This is a genomic window from Mycobacterium numidiamassiliense (assembly GCF_900157365.1).
Classification (GTDB): domain Bacteria; phylum Actinomycetota; class Actinomycetes; order Mycobacteriales; family Mycobacteriaceae; genus Mycobacterium; species Mycobacterium numidiamassiliense.
Window position 1 is genome coordinate 824,026 of sequence record NZ_FUEZ01000003.1, and the last position, 15,144, is coordinate 839,169.

The following is a 15,144-nucleotide window of genomic DNA, read 5'->3' on the forward strand; positions in this document are numbered from 1 at the left end:
CAAACCTCTCACAGTTGGCGGTTCCGGACATAACCATGCCCGTTCCTTTGTGACCGCAACCGCGCACATTTGTGCGACGACACGCCGAAGAGTGCGCGGTCGCGGCCAGAAAGTGATGGTTGATCAGCGCTTGCTGTACTGAGGCGCCTTGCGGGCTTTCTTCAGGCCGTACTTCTTGCGCTCGACGGCGCGCGGGTCACGGGTGAGGAAGCCGGCCTTCTTCAGCGCGGGCCGGTCGTCCGGGAAGGCCACGATCAGGGCCCGGGCGATGCCCAGGCGCAGCGCGCCGGCCTGGCCCGAGGGCCCGCCGCCGTGCAGGAGCGCGAAGATGTCGAAGCTTTCCAGCCGATCGACGGTGACCAGCGCAGCCTTGATGAGCTGCTGGTGCACCTTGTTCGGGAAGTAGGCCTCCAGGCTGCGACCGTTGAGGTCGAACTTGCCGGTGCCGGGCACCAGGCGCACCCGCACCACGGCCTCCTTGCGGCGGCCGACGGTCTGGATCGGCCGCTCGAACACGAAGGACTCGGCGGGCTTGGCTGCCGGAGCCTCCTCGACGGGGGTCTCGACGTCGGCAACCTCGACGACAGGGGTCTCGACGTCTGCGGTCTCGACGTCTGCAACCTCGACGGCTGCCTCGGTTGTTTCGGTCACTGGGCCACCTGCTTGATCTCGAACGGGACGGGCTGCTGGGCGCTGTGGGGGTGCGTCGGACCTGCGTAAATGTGCAGCTTGCGCTGGATCTGACGGCTCAGCTTGTTGTGCGGAAGCATGCCGACGATCGCGTTCTCGACAACGCGGGTGGGGTGCTTTTCCAGCAGCTCACCGATCGTCCGGCTGTGCAGACCGCCGGGATAGCCCGAGTGCCTGTAAGCGAGCTTGTTCCGCAGTTTGTCGCCGCTGAGGGAAACTTTCTCGGCATTGATGACGATGACGTAATCCCCGCCATCGACATTGGGAGCGAACGTCGGCTTGTGCTTGCCGCGCAACAGGGTGGCTGCCGCAACGGCAAGGCGGCCAAGCACCACGTCCGTGGCGTCGATGACGTACCACGACCTCGTGGTGTCACCCGCCTTGGGAGCATAGGTGGGCACAGCGCTTACCTTTTCTTTCTCTCGGGTTGGATCCCGGTGCTAGCCGGGTGCCGGTCAGGCGTTCGCGGTGAGGGTGATCTCGGCGACCGACATTGACCCGAGCCCTGGCGTACCGCACGCCAACGGAGCAGCATACCGACGCTCATCCCCGCAGGTCAAAACGCGTGCGTGGGTGGTGGTGAGCGGGGTTTGACTCCACAGGCCAAGAGTCAGCCGGAATCCCCGCCAGGGTGATGATCATGTGGCCCGATGGACAGCACGTAGATTCCGCCGTCGTCGTCGTAAATCCAGTACATGCGCCAAGCGCTCGGCGTCCGGCTCTCGACGTATGAATTCCAAATCTTCCTTCCGTCGTGAGCTGCCAGGTGCTTCATCGCATGTAATGAAAGCCGGGATATGCGGGACCCACGTCACGCATGTTTTTAATGGCCTTCTTGACCTTTTTGAACTTCGCGCCCAAGTGCCGGTTGATCTCTAGCCATTCGTCACCAGGAGTCCACGCCGGGACTTAACGTCACCTGCGAAGGTCGCGATCCACTCACTCGTCGCTGTCGAACAACCAGTCAGACGAAACGCCTTCGCCAGACTGAAACGCATCCAACGCCTCAAGGGTTTCCTCGCGTAGCCGAGCGTCACGCAACATCGCCTTCTCGGCGTCGTCCAAGGTCTCCCATGGCAGCAGGTGGATTGAGCCATCGGCATCGACGACCTTGACGAATACGGCGCCAGGATGCGGGGCAGCTACGTGAAACTCGGCCGATTGGTCTGCCTGCAGCCTGGCGGGCGGTTCGCCGTAAGCGCCGCGGTCTTGTGCGACTGTCATGCGGGCCACCTCCTATCCCAACCTGTAGGTCCATCAAGATTAACTGTGTTGGTCCCGCGGCTCTCCTTCCGTCGGGACCAACACAGAGCTTGTTATCTGGTGGCTACCGCGCCCAGATGCCTGCCGCACGGCGATCGGCGTTCGCTACCTCTTCCGCGCCGTCGCGCACCGCGTTTCCCAGGTCAATCAGGATCTCGTTCAGCGCTGTCGCAGCCTGGTGCCACTTGACCTGTTCGACCTGGTAGGCGGCCGCCGCTTCGCGGGTCCATAGCTGCTGTAGCGGGGCAATTTGCGATCTCAGCTCGTCTAGAGCGGCGTTGAAACGAGCCGACGTCGTGTGGATCTCTTGTCGAACGGAGTTCTCGATTTCGCCGAAGTTGTATGAAAGCGCCGGGTCCACAGAAGTACCTCTCGATCACAGGTTCCCGCCAGCTGCGGCGATTTGGTGTGCGTGTACCTGGCCGGCTTCCTGAAGCGTGGCCTCGTTGTGCCGAATGGTTTCGGCAATCGAATGCAGGACGTGGTAGAGCCTCGTCGACTCGGCGTTCCAGCGGTCGACCACGTCCTTGAACCGCTCGGCCGCGAGTCCACCCCACACCGACGACGGCACGCTACTCATGCGGCCGATGAACGCCTGCAACATCGCCCGGATTTCCTCGTTGCGCGTGTCGGTCGTGCCCGCGACCGCGCGCATCAGGTCAAAGTCGGTGGACAGTGTGTCCGCGCCCATTGGAGTACTCACTCGATCTCCTTTCGTGCTGATATCAAGTACGACTGCGGCTCGGCCGATTTGGTTCCGTTCGATTTCTTCCGATCCTCATCCGATCGCGTGGGCGGACCGCACCGCTTGCTCGCACACGGTGCGAATCGCATCGCCGGCGCCGGGCCGGCTCTGACACCCGACGCTGATCCGGACTGGCCCATCGACTATCACCGTCCAGCGCACCTGATGGTTGGCGCGGACTTCCCGGTAGGTCACCGCGGGCCGCCCTGCGCTGAACCCGGACGGGTTGAAATCGACAAACACACCGTCGTGCTCGGAACCGATCGCACGCCTTAACCGCTCAGCGGTCGCGCTCAACGTCTCGTCAGGAGCAACCGGCGATTGCGTGACATGCAAGGCCGCCTCGGCGTCGGTCGGTGACGTCACTTGCACTCGCGCCGATCCCGGCCCGGCCAAGACCCGCTGAACGGTCCAGTTCGCCGGGACCGCCAGCGCCACGCGCCCTTCCACCAGAAATGTCGTCGGCACGCCGGTCGCGGGTGCGACACTAGGGTGACCCACTCCGACTGCCACCGGCACTGCCGCCACGAGGACGACAGCGGCGGCCGCCAACCCCCTCAACTTCCAGATTCGCGACGGGCCCGGCGGGGCGGCCGGCTGCGTCTCACCAACTTCGGTCAGAGTCGACTGCGCCGACACCGCCACCCGCGACAGCCGGGGCTCATCGATTTCCATGACGGACTGCCCGCTATCGCGCACCGCGCGGGCGATCAAGGTCGCAAGCACCGAGCCCCCGGGAATCGCGGCCGCCGCATCGACCAGCACGACAGCCGTTGCATCGGAACACATCTCGTCGATTACCCTGACGATCTCCATGGCGAGGTGACGTGGTTCCTTCGTGCGGGGTATGGCAACAATCTCGGTACCGACGATCGCCACCAACCGCTCGGCGATCTCTACCACGATGACCTCACGATCGGCTTTGGACGCGTGCGCCAACAGCCACGATCGCGGCCGCACTAAGACCCCACCAGACAGGCCCTTCGCGCCCGCGGTGACGACACCGACTCGCGACGACGACCACCACGATGGATGGACGATGAGCGCGCCCTGCCTCGCGCAGGCCAGCGACCGCAGCGCAGCCCTCCACAGCGAATCGACGGCGACCGGACGCTCGCCGACCAATGCCACGGGGTCATCGACGCCAGCCAAAGCAGCGTCAAGGATCTCGGTGTCGAGATCAGCGTTTGCGTCTGCGCTACAGCATATTCGGCGAATCACGCCGGGGCCGGCTTCGATAATCGCGCGATGAGCGCTCATGAATCCGGACACCATCCCACCTGCACCAGCTGCTCTTCACCAGTACGAGTGAGGAAAACGCCACGTCCCGGCGGCAACCGCGCCGGGCGGCCCGAGCCCATAAGCACGCCCTCATCGGGCCGGCCGCTCATCATTAGTCCCAGGCAACCAAAGTCACGCAGTCCCGCCAACAGCGGCTCGAACAAGGCGCGCGCCGCCCCACCACTACGTCGCGCAATGATGAGGTGCAATCCCAGATCCCTTGCATAAGGCAGGTATTCGAGCAGAACGCCAAGTGGGTTGCCCGCCGGGGCGACGACTAAGTCGTAATCGTCGACGACCACAAAGACATCCGGCCCCGACCACCAGGACCTGCTGCGCAGCTGTGTCTGGCTCGCGTCCACAGGAGGCATCCTCCGGTTCAGCAGTTCTCGCAGATCCGGAAGCACTACTGCCAGTCCGGCCGGCGACATGGCGTAGCCACCCAGATGCTTCGACTCGACCACCCCAAGCAGGGAGCGCCGAAAATCCACTACCAACAGCTGAGCCTGCGCGGCGGTCTTCGTCCGCATGATCTCGCGGCACAGAGTGCGCAGCGTTGCGGTCTTTCCGCACTCGTTGTCGCCGAGGATCAGCAGATGCGACTCCCGCTCGAAATCCACTGCGAGCGGCTGCAGTCGGCGCTCTTCGAGACCGAGCAGGATCTGAGCGCTCAAATCCGTGCCCGCCTGGCGGACGACGGCCTCGTGATCCACATGCGTGGACAGCAACGGTATGGGAGGCGCAACTAAGGCACCGTGATCGCGCCATGGCTCGTCTCCCGCCAGGGGTAGGGAAAGAACCATGTGCAGGCCGTCGCGGGACAGTCCGCGCCCAGGTCGGTTGTGCGGCACTTCATGCGCCCGTTTGCGGTCAACTTCAGAGTCGGTCGGGTCGCCGAGTCGCAATTCGATGCGCGTGCCGATCTGGTCCCTCAGCGCTGGCCTGATGTCCGCCCAGCGCGAGGCCGACAAGACGACGTGAACGCCGAACGAAAGCCCTTGGGCAGCAAGGGATATAATCGATTCCTCGAGCTCGCCGAACTCGTGGCGGAGGCTTCCCCAGCCATCGATGACGAGAAAGACATCACCGAAAGGATCCTCGTCCGCAACGTCGGTTCGGTCGATGCGCAGCTGACGATACTGTGCAATCGAATGGACGCCGTGATCACGGTACCTAGCCTCGCGGGTTCGCACGATCGATTCGAGCTCAGTGACGATTCGACCAACAAGTCGCGGCTCGGCACGGCCCGCAACGGCCCCGACGTGTGGCAGGGTGCCTATCGACGCCAGTGTCCCACCGCCGAAGTCCAGGCAATAGAACTGCACGCGACCTGGATCGTGCGTGGCAGCCAGCGCCGTGATCAGTGTGCGCAGCGCCGTCGACTTGCCCGCTTGCGGCGCACCCACGACAGCGAGATTGCCAGCAGCGCTGGATAAATCGACGATTAACGGTGTTCGGCATTGCTCGAAAGGACGGTCAACGACGCCGAGGGGCACAGTCAAGCCGGACCGCGCGGTCTCGGTATCGCTCAGCAGGCGATCGAGTGGCGGGGCTGCGCTGAGCGGCGGCAGCCAGACCGGATAGGCAGCCGGCCCCTGCCCGGCCAGCCTTTCGACGACCGCTCGCAGGACGCTTCGGTCCGGCACTCCCGCGACGTCGATGGGTCCCGTGACCGGTCCGACGACCCCAGCCGTGAACGGCTGCACACATGGCAGTGGCGCCCCGCCGAGCGCCGCCGCACCGGTCGGTGCATGGGTCCGCAACGGCTCGGAAGCAAATGCGGCCCGGAAGCGGACTAGCTCGCCGCTGCCTGACCGAAGAAAGCCCACCCCCGGCGTGCCGGGGAGCTCGAAGGCATCGGCGGTGCCCAACACCGTCCGTGATTCGCTGGCGGACAGGGTCTTCAGACAGAGCCGATAGGACAGGTGGGATTCCAGCCCTCTCAGCCTGCCCTCGTCGAGCCGCTGGCTGGCCAACAGCAGGTGCATGCCCAGCGAGCGGCCGAGCCGACCGATCGCCACGAACATGTCCGCGAAATCGGGATGCTGGCTGAGCAATTCGGAGAACTCATCGACGATGATGAACAACGTCGGTAAGGCGGCCAATTGCTTTCCGGCCCGGCGCGCATGCTGGTATCGCGCAACGCTGACGCAGCCTGCCGTCCGCAGCAGCTGTTGGCGACGGTTCAACTCGCCGGCAAGCGCATCTCGCATCCGGGCAACCAGCGGCGCTTCCTCGGCCAGGTTAGTGATGACGGCCGCGACGTGCGGCGCGGGCGCCAAGTCGAGAAATGTCGCACCGCCTTTGAAGTCGATGAGAAGAAGGTTGAGCACTTCCGGGGAGTTGCTCGCGATCATGCCCAACGCCACGGTGCGCAAAAGCTCCGACTTGCCCGACCCGGTGGCGCCTACGCAGAGCCCGTGTGGCCCCATACCGCCTTCAGCGGGCTCTTTGATATCCAGTTCGACCGGCGCGCCGACGTCACTGGTTCCGATGGGAACGCGAAGTCGACTGTCGTGATCTAGGCTGTCCCACAACTTGATTGGATCGAACCGTGCAATGTCCTCGACACCGATCAGGCTTGCCCATCCCGCGTCGGAGTGCGGGTACGGACTCGCCGCGTTGACGCGGTGCGCGGCGAGTCGGCGCGCACATATCAGCGCGTCAAGAGTGTCTAGGTGGTCCGGGCACCCCAGCGGCTGTGTTTCACCGCCATATCTGAGCGTCACGGGCGAGCCCCCGACGCCGGCCCGCAGCACTGTCATGCGCGAAATCGCCACCCCGCTGTCGAATTCGACCTCCTCGTCGACGTCGGAAATCACTACCAGATATGGCAGACCGGCACCGTCAAGCGCGCGGTGCATCTGCACCGGGTTGCCATACACCATGCGCACAGGCCCGACGGAATCGGTGGCAGTCGGGTGTTGGTTGTGTGGAAGCCATTTCAGCCAATCCCAATCGGCCTGTCGGCGATCTCCGATCACGCCGGCGATGAGCAGCTGATCCGGCGGGTGCAGCACCGCCAGCTGGCAGATCATGGCCCGCAGCAGCCCGCGCACCACATCCGCTTCGCCATCGATCACCACGAGCCCGATCTCAGGTAGGCAGATCGTGATCGGCACAGCGTCGATCGCGGCGTGGGTGCGAATGAACCGACGCATGGCCACCACAGTGACCGGGTCACAACGCTCCGCGGCCACGATCTCCGGTGGCACCAGACGCCGCGCCAGCGGTTGGGCCCCACGGCCTACGCGGGCGCGGCCAAAATCGGCGCCGGCGGCTCGCCGCTCCCACGTCCGCGGGCCGCCGACCAGCGTCCACAACGTATCCGGTTCACAATGGCTCCACTCGAGCGATGAACGCTGCGCCGCAACCGTTTCCATCACCGTCTTACGCAGGCGATTGAGGTACCCGAGATAGTCGACTCGATCGTCGTAGATACCACGCCCCCGTCGCTGACCGCGTCCACTCATCACGGTCAGCACCATCGAGACCACCATCATCAACGGGAAGACCAGAAACGTGGGATTGCGAGTCGCGTCCGACCCGGAGAAAAAGACCACCGCCGTAATACCCAGAGTCGCGACCGACATGACGAGCGGCAACAGGCGCACCAACAAGCCCGGCGATGACGAGGGCGCCAACTCGGGCGGTGCGGCCACGGCGATCTCCGCACCCGCCACCCGTGCAGGCGGCCGCCGCACCGCAGGCACGTCTCCCTGAGTCATCTTGCCCTCCACCCGCTGATCACGGTAGGTAGCGCCGGGCGCACCAGCAACTCACCTGTGGACAGCCGAATACCGCTGGACCGAAGGGCCATTAGCGTGCCGATAACCCGAGCTTGAAGGGATCAACTTTGCCTGTATCCGATTCGGGACTCCGCCGCGTCTCGATTTATGCCGGCAGCGCCGTCGTCGATGTGGCGCTCCCGTCGCAGATACCCGTCGCCGCCCTGGTGCCGCCCATTGTTGACCTGGTACAAAGCCGCGGCACCCAGAGCCCCGATAATCTGACTGCGAGGCGTTATCAACTTTCCCGCCCCGGTACATCCGCATTGCACAGGTCGATGACGTTAGCGCAGAACGGTATCCGAGATGGGGACGTGCTGATCCTCAGCCACGGGCGGGCGCCGGTACCCGTCGCCCGTTACGACGACCCGGCAGACGCGGTGTCGGCGGCACTGAATGCCCGAACCCCAAGTCGGACCGGGGCTCGTCAAGCCGCCCGGCTTAGCGGCGCGCTGGCCGCCGGCTGCCTGACCGTCATCGGCGGCTTGGCGCTGATTCGAGATTCCTTTGTCCCCAACAACACACAGCATGTTGCCGCAGGCATCGCCGGGCTGGCCGGCCTGGTCGCGCTGATGTTCGCGACGTTCGCACACCGCACCTATCACGATTCGTGCGCCGGACTGACACTGGGCCTGATCGCCACGGTATTCGCCTCGCTGGCAGCATTTCTCATGGTGCCGGGCGCTCCCGGTGGGCCTCATCTACTACTCGCCGCCATGGCGGCCGCCGTCACATCGACACTCGCGATGCGTATATCCGGCTGTGGCGCAGTCATATTCACCTCGTTCGCATGCTTCGCCGTGCTCGTCGCTCTCGCTGCACTGGCCGGCGTCGTGACCGGCGCCCCACCCCGGGCCATCAGCTCGGTGACCGCCCTGATATCACTGGGCCTGCTGGGGGCAGCGGCGCGGCTGTCGATCATCTTGGCCGGGTTGGCTCCCAGACTTCCAGCCGCACCGGAACTGGATACCTTCGAGCCCCGCACCGACGCGTGGGCAGCGCGAGCGACGCGCGCCGACGCGTGGCTGACGAGCCTGCTCGCGGCCTTCTCGGCCTCTGCGGCGGCGGGTTCCATGGTTACCGCGCTGGCGGGAACACCGAAGTTCGATGGCATCGCCTTTGCGGCCGTGACCGGTGTCGTCTTGTTGCTACGCGCGAATTTCATCGATCGCCGAACGCTGCCCTGCGTTGTCGGTGGCGTCGTCACCATTGGAACAACATTGGGCCTCGCGGCACTCAGTGCCCCGCAACGTGCACCCTGGATCGCCGCGGCGACCGCGACGACGGTCGCTCTCGCGGCCCTGCTGGGCTTCGTCGTTCCTGCACTGACGCTTTCACCCCTGATGCGGCGAAGCATCGACCTGCTGGAGTGTGTGGCACTGGTCGCGGTGGTGCCTCTGACCTGTTGGGTGTGCGGCTGCTACGACGCCGTCCGTGGCCTGTATCCGACATGGCGTTGACCGCGACGCGCATGGCGCATGCGCTGGCGATATCGGCGCTTACCGCGTTGTCCCAGTTCGGAATCCCACTGGCGCATGCGGTTTCACCACCGGAGATCGACGACAGGTGGCTGCCCAAGCCGGCCTTGCCCGCGCCCCCGCGGCCGACCGTGCAGCGCGATGTCTGCGCTGTGGTGGCCGACGACTCGGGCACGGGTCGCAATCAGCTCGCCAATCTCGATCTGCCACGGGTGTGGCAGCTCTCCCGCGGCGCGGGCCAACGAGTCGCGATCATCGACACCGGTGTTTCGCGACATCGCAGACTGCCGGCCCTGGTACCCGGCGGGGACTACGTATTCAATGGCGACGGCACGCAGGATTGCGACGCGCATGGCACCCTGGTGGCCGGAATCGTCGCTGCTGCACCGGATTCCGATGGCTTCAGCGGCGTCGCGCCCGACGTCACCCTGATCAGCATCCGCCAGTCCAGCCCGAAATTCGGCCTCGCCGGCGGCACGTCGAGTGCCGGGGTGGGTGATGTCGACACGATGGCCAGAGCGGTCCGGACGGCCGCCGATCTGGGCGCATCGGTGATCAACATTTCGTCGGTTGCGTGCGTTCCGGTGGCATCGGCACCGGATGATCGAGCCCTTGGTGCCGCGCTGGCCTATGCGGTTGACGTGAAGAACGCAGTCATCGTCGCGGCGGCCGGCAACACGGGCGGAGCGGGGCAGTGTCCGCCACAGCGAGCGGACGCGACCTGGCAGACCGCTTCAGTAGCGGTCAGCCCGGCCTGGTACGACGACTACGTCTTGACTGTCGGTTCGGTGAACGCCGACGGGGCGAGGTCGGCATTCACCCTCGCGGGTCCGTGGGTGGACGTCGCCGCCACCGGCGAAGGGATGACGTCGCTTGGATCGGCGCCGTTGTCTGGGACCAGCTTCGCCGCACCGATTGTCAGCGGCCTCGCCGCGCTGATCCGGGCCCGGTTCCCGGCCTTGTCCGCGCGGCAGGTCATGCAACGCATCGAGTCGACCGCGCATCACCCGCCCGGCGGATGGGATCCGTTCGTCGGCAACGGTGCAGTGAATGTCCTCGCCGCGGTCAGCACCGACTCGATGCCAGCTGCTGACACCCCCACGCCGCCGAACGTTCCAGTTCCGCCCGCCGCGCCGCCGCCGCCACGACCGCCGGACTCCCCCGGCCGCGACACTGCGCTGCGCGGCGCGGCTGTCTGCGTGGTCGCTCTGCTGGCAGTGCTGCTCGTAGGCGCAGCCAAGCCTCGGCTAGCGAGCCGTCGCGACCGTGTCCCGGGCGACTGACGCGTTTGCCTTGCTGAGTTCGGGTCCCGCCGGCAGTGCCGCCAGGAGCGGCAAGGGGATCGCAGTCACCGCCGGTGGCAGACCGAGATCACGCGCCGCGTCGTCGTCATGAATCGCGAACCGCACCCCGGTGTCGACAATGAGGTACCGCGCGCCGACGTGGCCTTCCGCCCGCACGTAGGCGCTCCTGCCCGGGGGCAGATAGACCGCGTCTAGCGCAGGACCATGGCCGTCGGCTTGCGACAACATCACCGGCGCCCGTCCACCGGGCACCGGCGGGAGGGCGCCGGTCTGCAACGTGACGCCGGAATACCCGGACGCCCCGGGGACCCACGTCGCGCACAGGGCACCATCGGCGATCAGCGATGTCGGAGCGTGGGCGGGGAAGGTCGCTACGGGCAGCGTGTTGACGACCGCAGTATCGCGGATGACATCGGGCGCCACCGTGACAATGCCGGCTGTGCCGTGCGCGTCGCTGAAACGCAACAGGTCCGCGGCGACCCGGCCGATGCGCTGGACCCGGTGGCCAGAACGGCGTAATACTCGTCACCATCGCCGCCCGCGATCCGCAGCACGCTACCGACCGGAATTCCGGGCAACACGGTTGCTTTGTCGCCGGCCCCGCGAATTCGTGGCGTCGTGATCGGCGTGGCCTCCGGAAGGGCGTTCAGCAATAGCGGGGAGACGACCTGCGGCCTGCGTCCCTCGAGCCGCAGCGCGCGCACTACGGCGGGATCCGCCAGGTCGACGACGGCCCGTTGCCCGTTATAGAGCAGGTACGTCGGCGAACCCGGGCCCGATGCCGCCAGGATGGCCTGCTCGTCGGCCAGGCGACGGACCGACGCTCGTTCAAGGGCTCCGACGATGACGGTCGTAGCCGCAGCGTCGCCCGTGTCGCACATCGTCCAAACCGAGTCGTCGCCCGACAACAGCGGACCGATGAACTGCGGAGCACCCGGAATACCCAGTAGCGGGCCGCGTTTCGTCCGGCTCAATGCGGACTCTGGCACGGGCTGGGGGTTTGCCGATGTCCCCGCGATCAATCGCGCCGAGGGCAGGTTCAGCACTGGATGCCAGGTGTCACCGACCCGCACATACAGCGCTCCGGTTTGTTTGCCCATCACGATCTGCGCATGATCGAGCTCTGCTTCTCCCCGCAGTAAAGCAAGCAAAGCACTGCCAACCACTGCGATGGCGGCCAGCGCACATCCGATCATCAGGGGCGCCGTCCGCGCCCGCAGGGGCTGGCCCGACGGGCACGTGTCGCCCCGAAGCAACGCACATTCGACGCGACGCAGCAGGAATCGGTAGCCGCTGACCTGCAGCCACGTCGTCGGCTGACGCGACATTGACACCTCCACGATTCGCGAACCGATCGTGCTCACGGTAGGCCGAGCGACGCCAACCTAAGGTCGCCCATCCACAACTTCAGAAGTTTCGTTCCCGCTGATAGTGGGTAAAATTGGCCCGTGATTTCACACCGCGTACCTACCCCTCGGGCGGGCAGCGTGCGGTCAGCCGCTCGCTGGGTTGGCCTGGGCGCGTCCGCGCTGGTCACCGGGGCCGGCCTACTCGTCAACACGCCGGTCGCACACGCCTTCGACTGCCCCGACGCCGAAGTGATCTTCGCCCGGGGCACCAACGAGCCGGCCGGCCTGGGCAAGGTCGGCGACTCCTTCGTCGACTCGCTGCGCCAGCAGACCGGATTGAACATCCTGCCCTACGGGGTGAACTACGCCGCCAGCAAGCTGCAGCTGCACGGCGGTGACGGCGCCAACGACACCATCGACCGCGTCAAGAAGAGCGTGGAAACGTGCCCCAACACCAAGATCGTGCTGGGCGGCTACTCGCAGGGCGCGACCGTGATGGACATCGTCGCCGGCGTCCCGATCGGCGGCATCAACTTCGGCAGCACGCTGCCGCCGCAGTACGCCAACAACATCGCCGCCGTCGTGACCTTCGGTGACGTGGCCGACCGCGCCGGCGGGTCGCTGCCCACCCAGAGCGCCATGCTGGGATCCAAGGCCGCCGACTATTGCAACCCCAACGACCCGATCTGCCACGCGGGCGAGGGCAACGAGTGGAGCGGGCACACCGAGGGCTACGTCCCCGTGTACACCACCCAGGCCGCGGCCTTCGTTGCTCCCAAGCTGATGGGCGGCTCCGGCCAGCAGGTGCCCGGATACACGCCGCCGATTCAGGGGTTCGGCCCGCAGACGCCGGGCAACGCCTCGCAGACACCGGGCAACAGCGTGACGACACCCGACCAGATCCCGTCGATTCACGGCCCGGCGTCGCCCGGATCGCCTGCGGTACCGGCGTCGCCCGCGACGCCCGTGTCGCCGACCGCGGCGGCCGCGACCCCGACCCCGGCACCCGGGCTGGTTGCGGCTCTTCAGTGACGTGCGGGCATCAATCGGATAACGCCCATTCCCCGCAACGCCCCGCTGACCTGCCAGGATCGTCCGCAGCGACCCGCTGACCAGCTCCGGGAGCGTTTTATTATCGGTTGATGGGGGTTCGACCGTTTGGTTTCGCGGCTGCCATCCTGCTCGCCGCGACACTAGAAATCGTTCCGTTGTCCACGCCATCGATTCCGGCGGCGTCGGCGTCATGCCCGGCCGCCGAAGTGGTCTTCGCGCGCGGCCGGGAGGAACCGCCGGGCGTCGGCTATATCGGCAGTGCCTTCGTCTCGGCGCTGCAAAGCAAGGTGCAAGTGCCGGTCGGTGCCTATGGGGTCGACTACCCCGCCGATGTCGATCCGACCAAGGGCGCCAGCGACATGAGCGCCCACGTGCAATCCATGGCCAAGCATTGCCCGAACACCCGGGAGGTGCTCGGCGGCTATTCGCTGGGCGCTATCTCGGCCGACCTGGTGGTCGCGCTGGCCAATCCCGGATTCGGCTTCAACAATCCGCTGCCGCCGGGCGCCGACCAACACGTCGCTGCGGTCGCACTGTTCGGGAACGGCACCCGGCGCGTCCTGGGGCCGGTGCCCGAATTCAGTCCCGCCTTCGCCGGCAAGACGATCGACCAGTGCGCCCCCGGTGACCCGATCTGTTCGAGCGGATGAGCCTGGCCCTCGCACCTGCAGCCCTCGTACCTGAGCTCCGGGCTGGTGGAGCAGGCGGCCACCTTCGCCGCCAGCAGGCTCTAGTCGCGCGTCCGCAAATCCCGGGTGATCACAATCCGCGCGGCAAGTTCGTCGTCGGGTGGATAGTCCACCCCGACCAACGTCAAGCCGTGCGCGGGTGCGGCCGCAAAATCGCTGGAACGTCCTGTCGCCGTGAGTAATTCGCGACACCACTTTGGGCTGCGCCGCTGCTCCCCCACCGCCAGCAGCGCCCCGACCAGTGATCGCACCATCTGCCAGCAGAACGCGTCGGCGGTGACGTGGGCGGTAATCAGATCGCCCTCGCGTGACCAGTCCAGCCGCTGCAGATCCCGGATGGTGGTGGCGCCGTCACGGTGACGGCAGAACGCGGCGAAGTCGTTCAATCCCAACAGCTCTCGTGACGCGGCGCGTATCGCGTCGACGTCCAGATCCCGCGGCCAGGCGGCGATGTAGCGCGCCCGCTGCGGCTCGACCCCGTAGGGCGCCGTCGACAATCGGTACTCGTAATGACGGCGCAGCGCCGAAAACCGCGCATCGAAATCCGCTGGGGCGCGGCGGATATCGACCACCCGGACGTCGGCGGGCAGAAACCGGCCAAGCCGGCGCACCAGCGGCAGGAATTCCGGCTCACCGGGCCGCGGCGAGCGCGGGTAGGCATTCGGCAAGGCGGCGGCGGGCACATCGACGTGGGCGACCTGCCCGGTGGCATGCACTCCCGTGTCGGTGCGCCCGGCCGCCCATAGCCGTACCGGCGTGCGAAAGACCGTCGTCAGCGCGTCATCGATGACGCCGGCGACAGTGCGCTGCCCGGCCTGAGTTGCCCAGCCCGCGAAATCGGTTCCGTCGTAAGCAATATCGAGCCTAAGACGGACGTCTTCGCTACTTCTCGGTGGCGTCGTCACCCTCGTCGGCGGCCTCAGCCTTGGGCTCCTCGGCCTCGACTTCCTCGGTGGCGGTGGGCTCTTCGGCCACGGCCTCCTCGGTCGTGGCCTCTTCGGCTTCGGCTTCCTCGGGCGCGGCCTCTTCGGCCGCCGCGGGTGCCTCTGCCTTCTCGGGCGCCTTCTTCGAAGCCTTGACCCGGCGAGCCCGCTCGGCCTCCGACGTCACCGTCTTTTCCTGCACCAGCTCGATCACGGCCATGGGGGCGTTGTCGCCCTTACGCGCCTCGACCTTGATGATGCGGGTGTATCCGCCCTCGCGGTCGGCGAAGAACGGCCCGATCTCCTCGAACAGCTTGTGCACGACGTCCTTGTCGCGGATCTTCTTCAGAACCTCTCGACGGTTGTGCAGCGTGCCCTTTTTCGCGTGCGTGATCAGCTTCTCCGCGTAGGGCCGCAGCGCGCGCGCCTTCGGCTCGGTCGTCTTGATCCGGTCGTGCTCGAACAGCGACGTGGCCAGGTTGGCCAGAAGAGCCTTCTGATGCGAAGACGACCCGCCGAGGCGAGGGCCCTTGGTGGGCTTGGGCATTGCGACTTCTCCTCAATGGGGCCGGTCCCCGTAT

Annotated in this window: 12 protein-coding genes and 2 pseudogenes; 4 read left to right on the top strand and 10 right to left on the bottom strand. The window is 66.3% G+C overall.

The features are described from left to right. Positions 1-123: 123 nt before the first annotated feature. The 7 genes from rpsI to eccCa all read right to left on the bottom strand — a co-directional run bounded on the left by rpsI (position 124) and on the right by eccCa (position 7,707). The gene (gene rpsI, locus MNAB215_RS03685; RefSeq protein ID WP_425436421.1) at positions 124-516 is read right to left on the bottom strand and encodes a 30S ribosomal protein S9; all 393 of its coding nucleotides are present in this window, start codon (positions 514-516) and stop codon (positions 124-126) included. A 131-nt stretch (positions 517-647) separates the two neighbouring features. Continuing rightward, complete coding sequence (gene rplM, locus MNAB215_RS03690; protein ID WP_077077504.1) at positions 648-1,091, bottom strand: 50S ribosomal protein L13; 444 nt, start codon at positions 1,089-1,091, stop codon at positions 648-650. A gap of 538 nt (positions 1,092-1,629) precedes the next feature. Beyond that, a complete protein-coding gene (locus tag MNAB215_RS03695; protein ID WP_131829080.1) occupies positions 1,630-1,914 on the bottom strand; it encodes a hypothetical protein in 285 nt (94 codons plus the stop codon). A 103-nt stretch (positions 1,915-2,017) separates the two neighbouring features. Then, complete coding sequence (locus MNAB215_RS03700) at positions 2,018-2,314, bottom strand: WXG100 family type VII secretion target (protein WP_077077506.1); 297 nt, start codon at positions 2,312-2,314, stop codon at positions 2,018-2,020. A gap of 15 nt (positions 2,315-2,329) precedes the next feature. Continuing rightward, positions 2,330-2,656: a WXG100 family type VII secretion target gene (locus MNAB215_RS03705; protein ID WP_108637528.1), complete on the bottom strand. Its 327-nt coding sequence runs from the start codon at positions 2,654-2,656 to the stop codon at positions 2,330-2,332. Positions 2,657-2,731: 75 nt separating this feature from the next. Continuing rightward, positions 2,732-3,958, bottom strand: a complete 1,227-nt coding sequence (locus tag MNAB215_RS03710) for a type VII secretion-associated protein (RefSeq protein ID WP_077078392.1) — start codon at positions 3,956-3,958, stop codon at positions 2,732-2,734. After that, positions 3,955-7,707 (bottom strand): type VII secretion protein EccCa, encoded by a 3,753-nt coding sequence (gene eccCa, locus MNAB215_RS03715; protein ID WP_077078393.1) that lies wholly within the window; start codon positions 7,705-7,707, stop codon positions 3,955-3,957. Before eccCa ends, MNAB215_RS03710 begins: the two co-directional genes overlap by 4 nt. A 128-nt stretch (positions 7,708-7,835) precedes the next feature. Between eccCa and eccD the strand changes: the two genes are divergently transcribed. Both eccD and mycP read left to right on the top strand, forming a co-directional pair. Then, complete coding sequence (gene eccD / locus MNAB215_RS03720) at positions 7,836-9,227, top strand: type VII secretion integral membrane protein EccD (RefSeq protein ID WP_077077508.1); 1,392 nt, start codon at positions 7,836-7,838, stop codon at positions 9,225-9,227. Then, positions 9,218-10,528 (top strand): type VII secretion-associated serine protease mycosin, encoded by a 1,311-nt coding sequence (gene mycP / locus MNAB215_RS03725; protein ID WP_077077509.1) that lies wholly within the window; start codon positions 9,218-9,220, stop codon positions 10,526-10,528. Before eccD ends, mycP begins: the two co-directional genes overlap by 10 nt. Here the strand turns inward: mycP and eccB are convergent. Continuing rightward, a pseudogene (gene eccB / locus MNAB215_RS03730) lies at positions 10,493-11,877 on the bottom strand (type VII secretion protein EccB). The gene mycP and the pseudogene eccB sit on opposite strands and share 36 nt — an antisense overlap. A gap of 159 nt (positions 11,878-12,036) precedes the next feature. Here eccB and MNAB215_RS03735 point away from each other — a divergent pair. Both MNAB215_RS03735 and MNAB215_RS03740 read left to right on the top strand, forming a co-directional pair. Continuing rightward, positions 12,037-12,930, top strand: a complete 894-nt coding sequence (locus MNAB215_RS03735) for a cutinase family protein (protein ID WP_077077510.1) — start codon at positions 12,037-12,039, stop codon at positions 12,928-12,930. A gap of 110 nt (positions 12,931-13,040) precedes the next feature. Continuing rightward, positions 13,041-13,685 (top strand): annotated as a pseudogene (locus MNAB215_RS03740) (cutinase family protein). Here MNAB215_RS03740 and truA read toward each other — a convergent pair. Together truA and rplQ are read right to left on the bottom strand one after the other, a co-directional pair. Next, positions 13,682-14,545: a tRNA pseudouridine(38-40) synthase TruA gene (gene truA / locus MNAB215_RS03745; protein WP_165691523.1), complete on the bottom strand. Its 864-nt coding sequence runs from the start codon at positions 14,543-14,545 to the stop codon at positions 13,682-13,684. The pseudogene MNAB215_RS03740 and the gene truA sit on opposite strands and share 4 nt — an antisense overlap. After that, positions 14,523-15,110: a 50S ribosomal protein L17 gene (gene rplQ / locus MNAB215_RS03750; protein ID WP_077077512.1), complete on the bottom strand. Its 588-nt coding sequence runs from the start codon at positions 15,108-15,110 to the stop codon at positions 14,523-14,525. Before rplQ ends, truA begins: the two co-directional genes overlap by 23 nt. Between the last annotated feature and the right edge of the window lie 34 nt (positions 15,111-15,144).

Excerpts from the sequence above, each read along its gene's own strand:
- MNAB215_RS03695 (WP_131829080.1), bottom strand. The coding sequence starts at position 1,914 with ATGACAGTCGCACAAGACCGCGGCGCTTACGGCGAACCGCCCGCCAGG.
- MNAB215_RS03710 (WP_077078392.1), bottom strand. The coding sequence starts at position 3,958 with ATGAGCGCTCATCGCGCGATTATCGAAGCCGGCCCCGGCGTGATTCGC.
- eccCa (WP_077078393.1), bottom strand. The coding sequence starts at position 7,707 with ATGACTCAGGGAGACGTGCCTGCGGTGCGGCGGCCGCCTGCACGGGTG.
- mycP (WP_077077509.1), top strand. The coding sequence starts at position 9,218 with ATGGCGTTGACCGCGACGCGCATGGCGCATGCGCTGGCGATATCGGCG.
- rplQ (WP_077077512.1), bottom strand. The coding sequence starts at position 15,110 with ATGCCCAAGCCCACCAAGGGCCCTCGCCTCGGCGGGTCGTCTTCGCAT.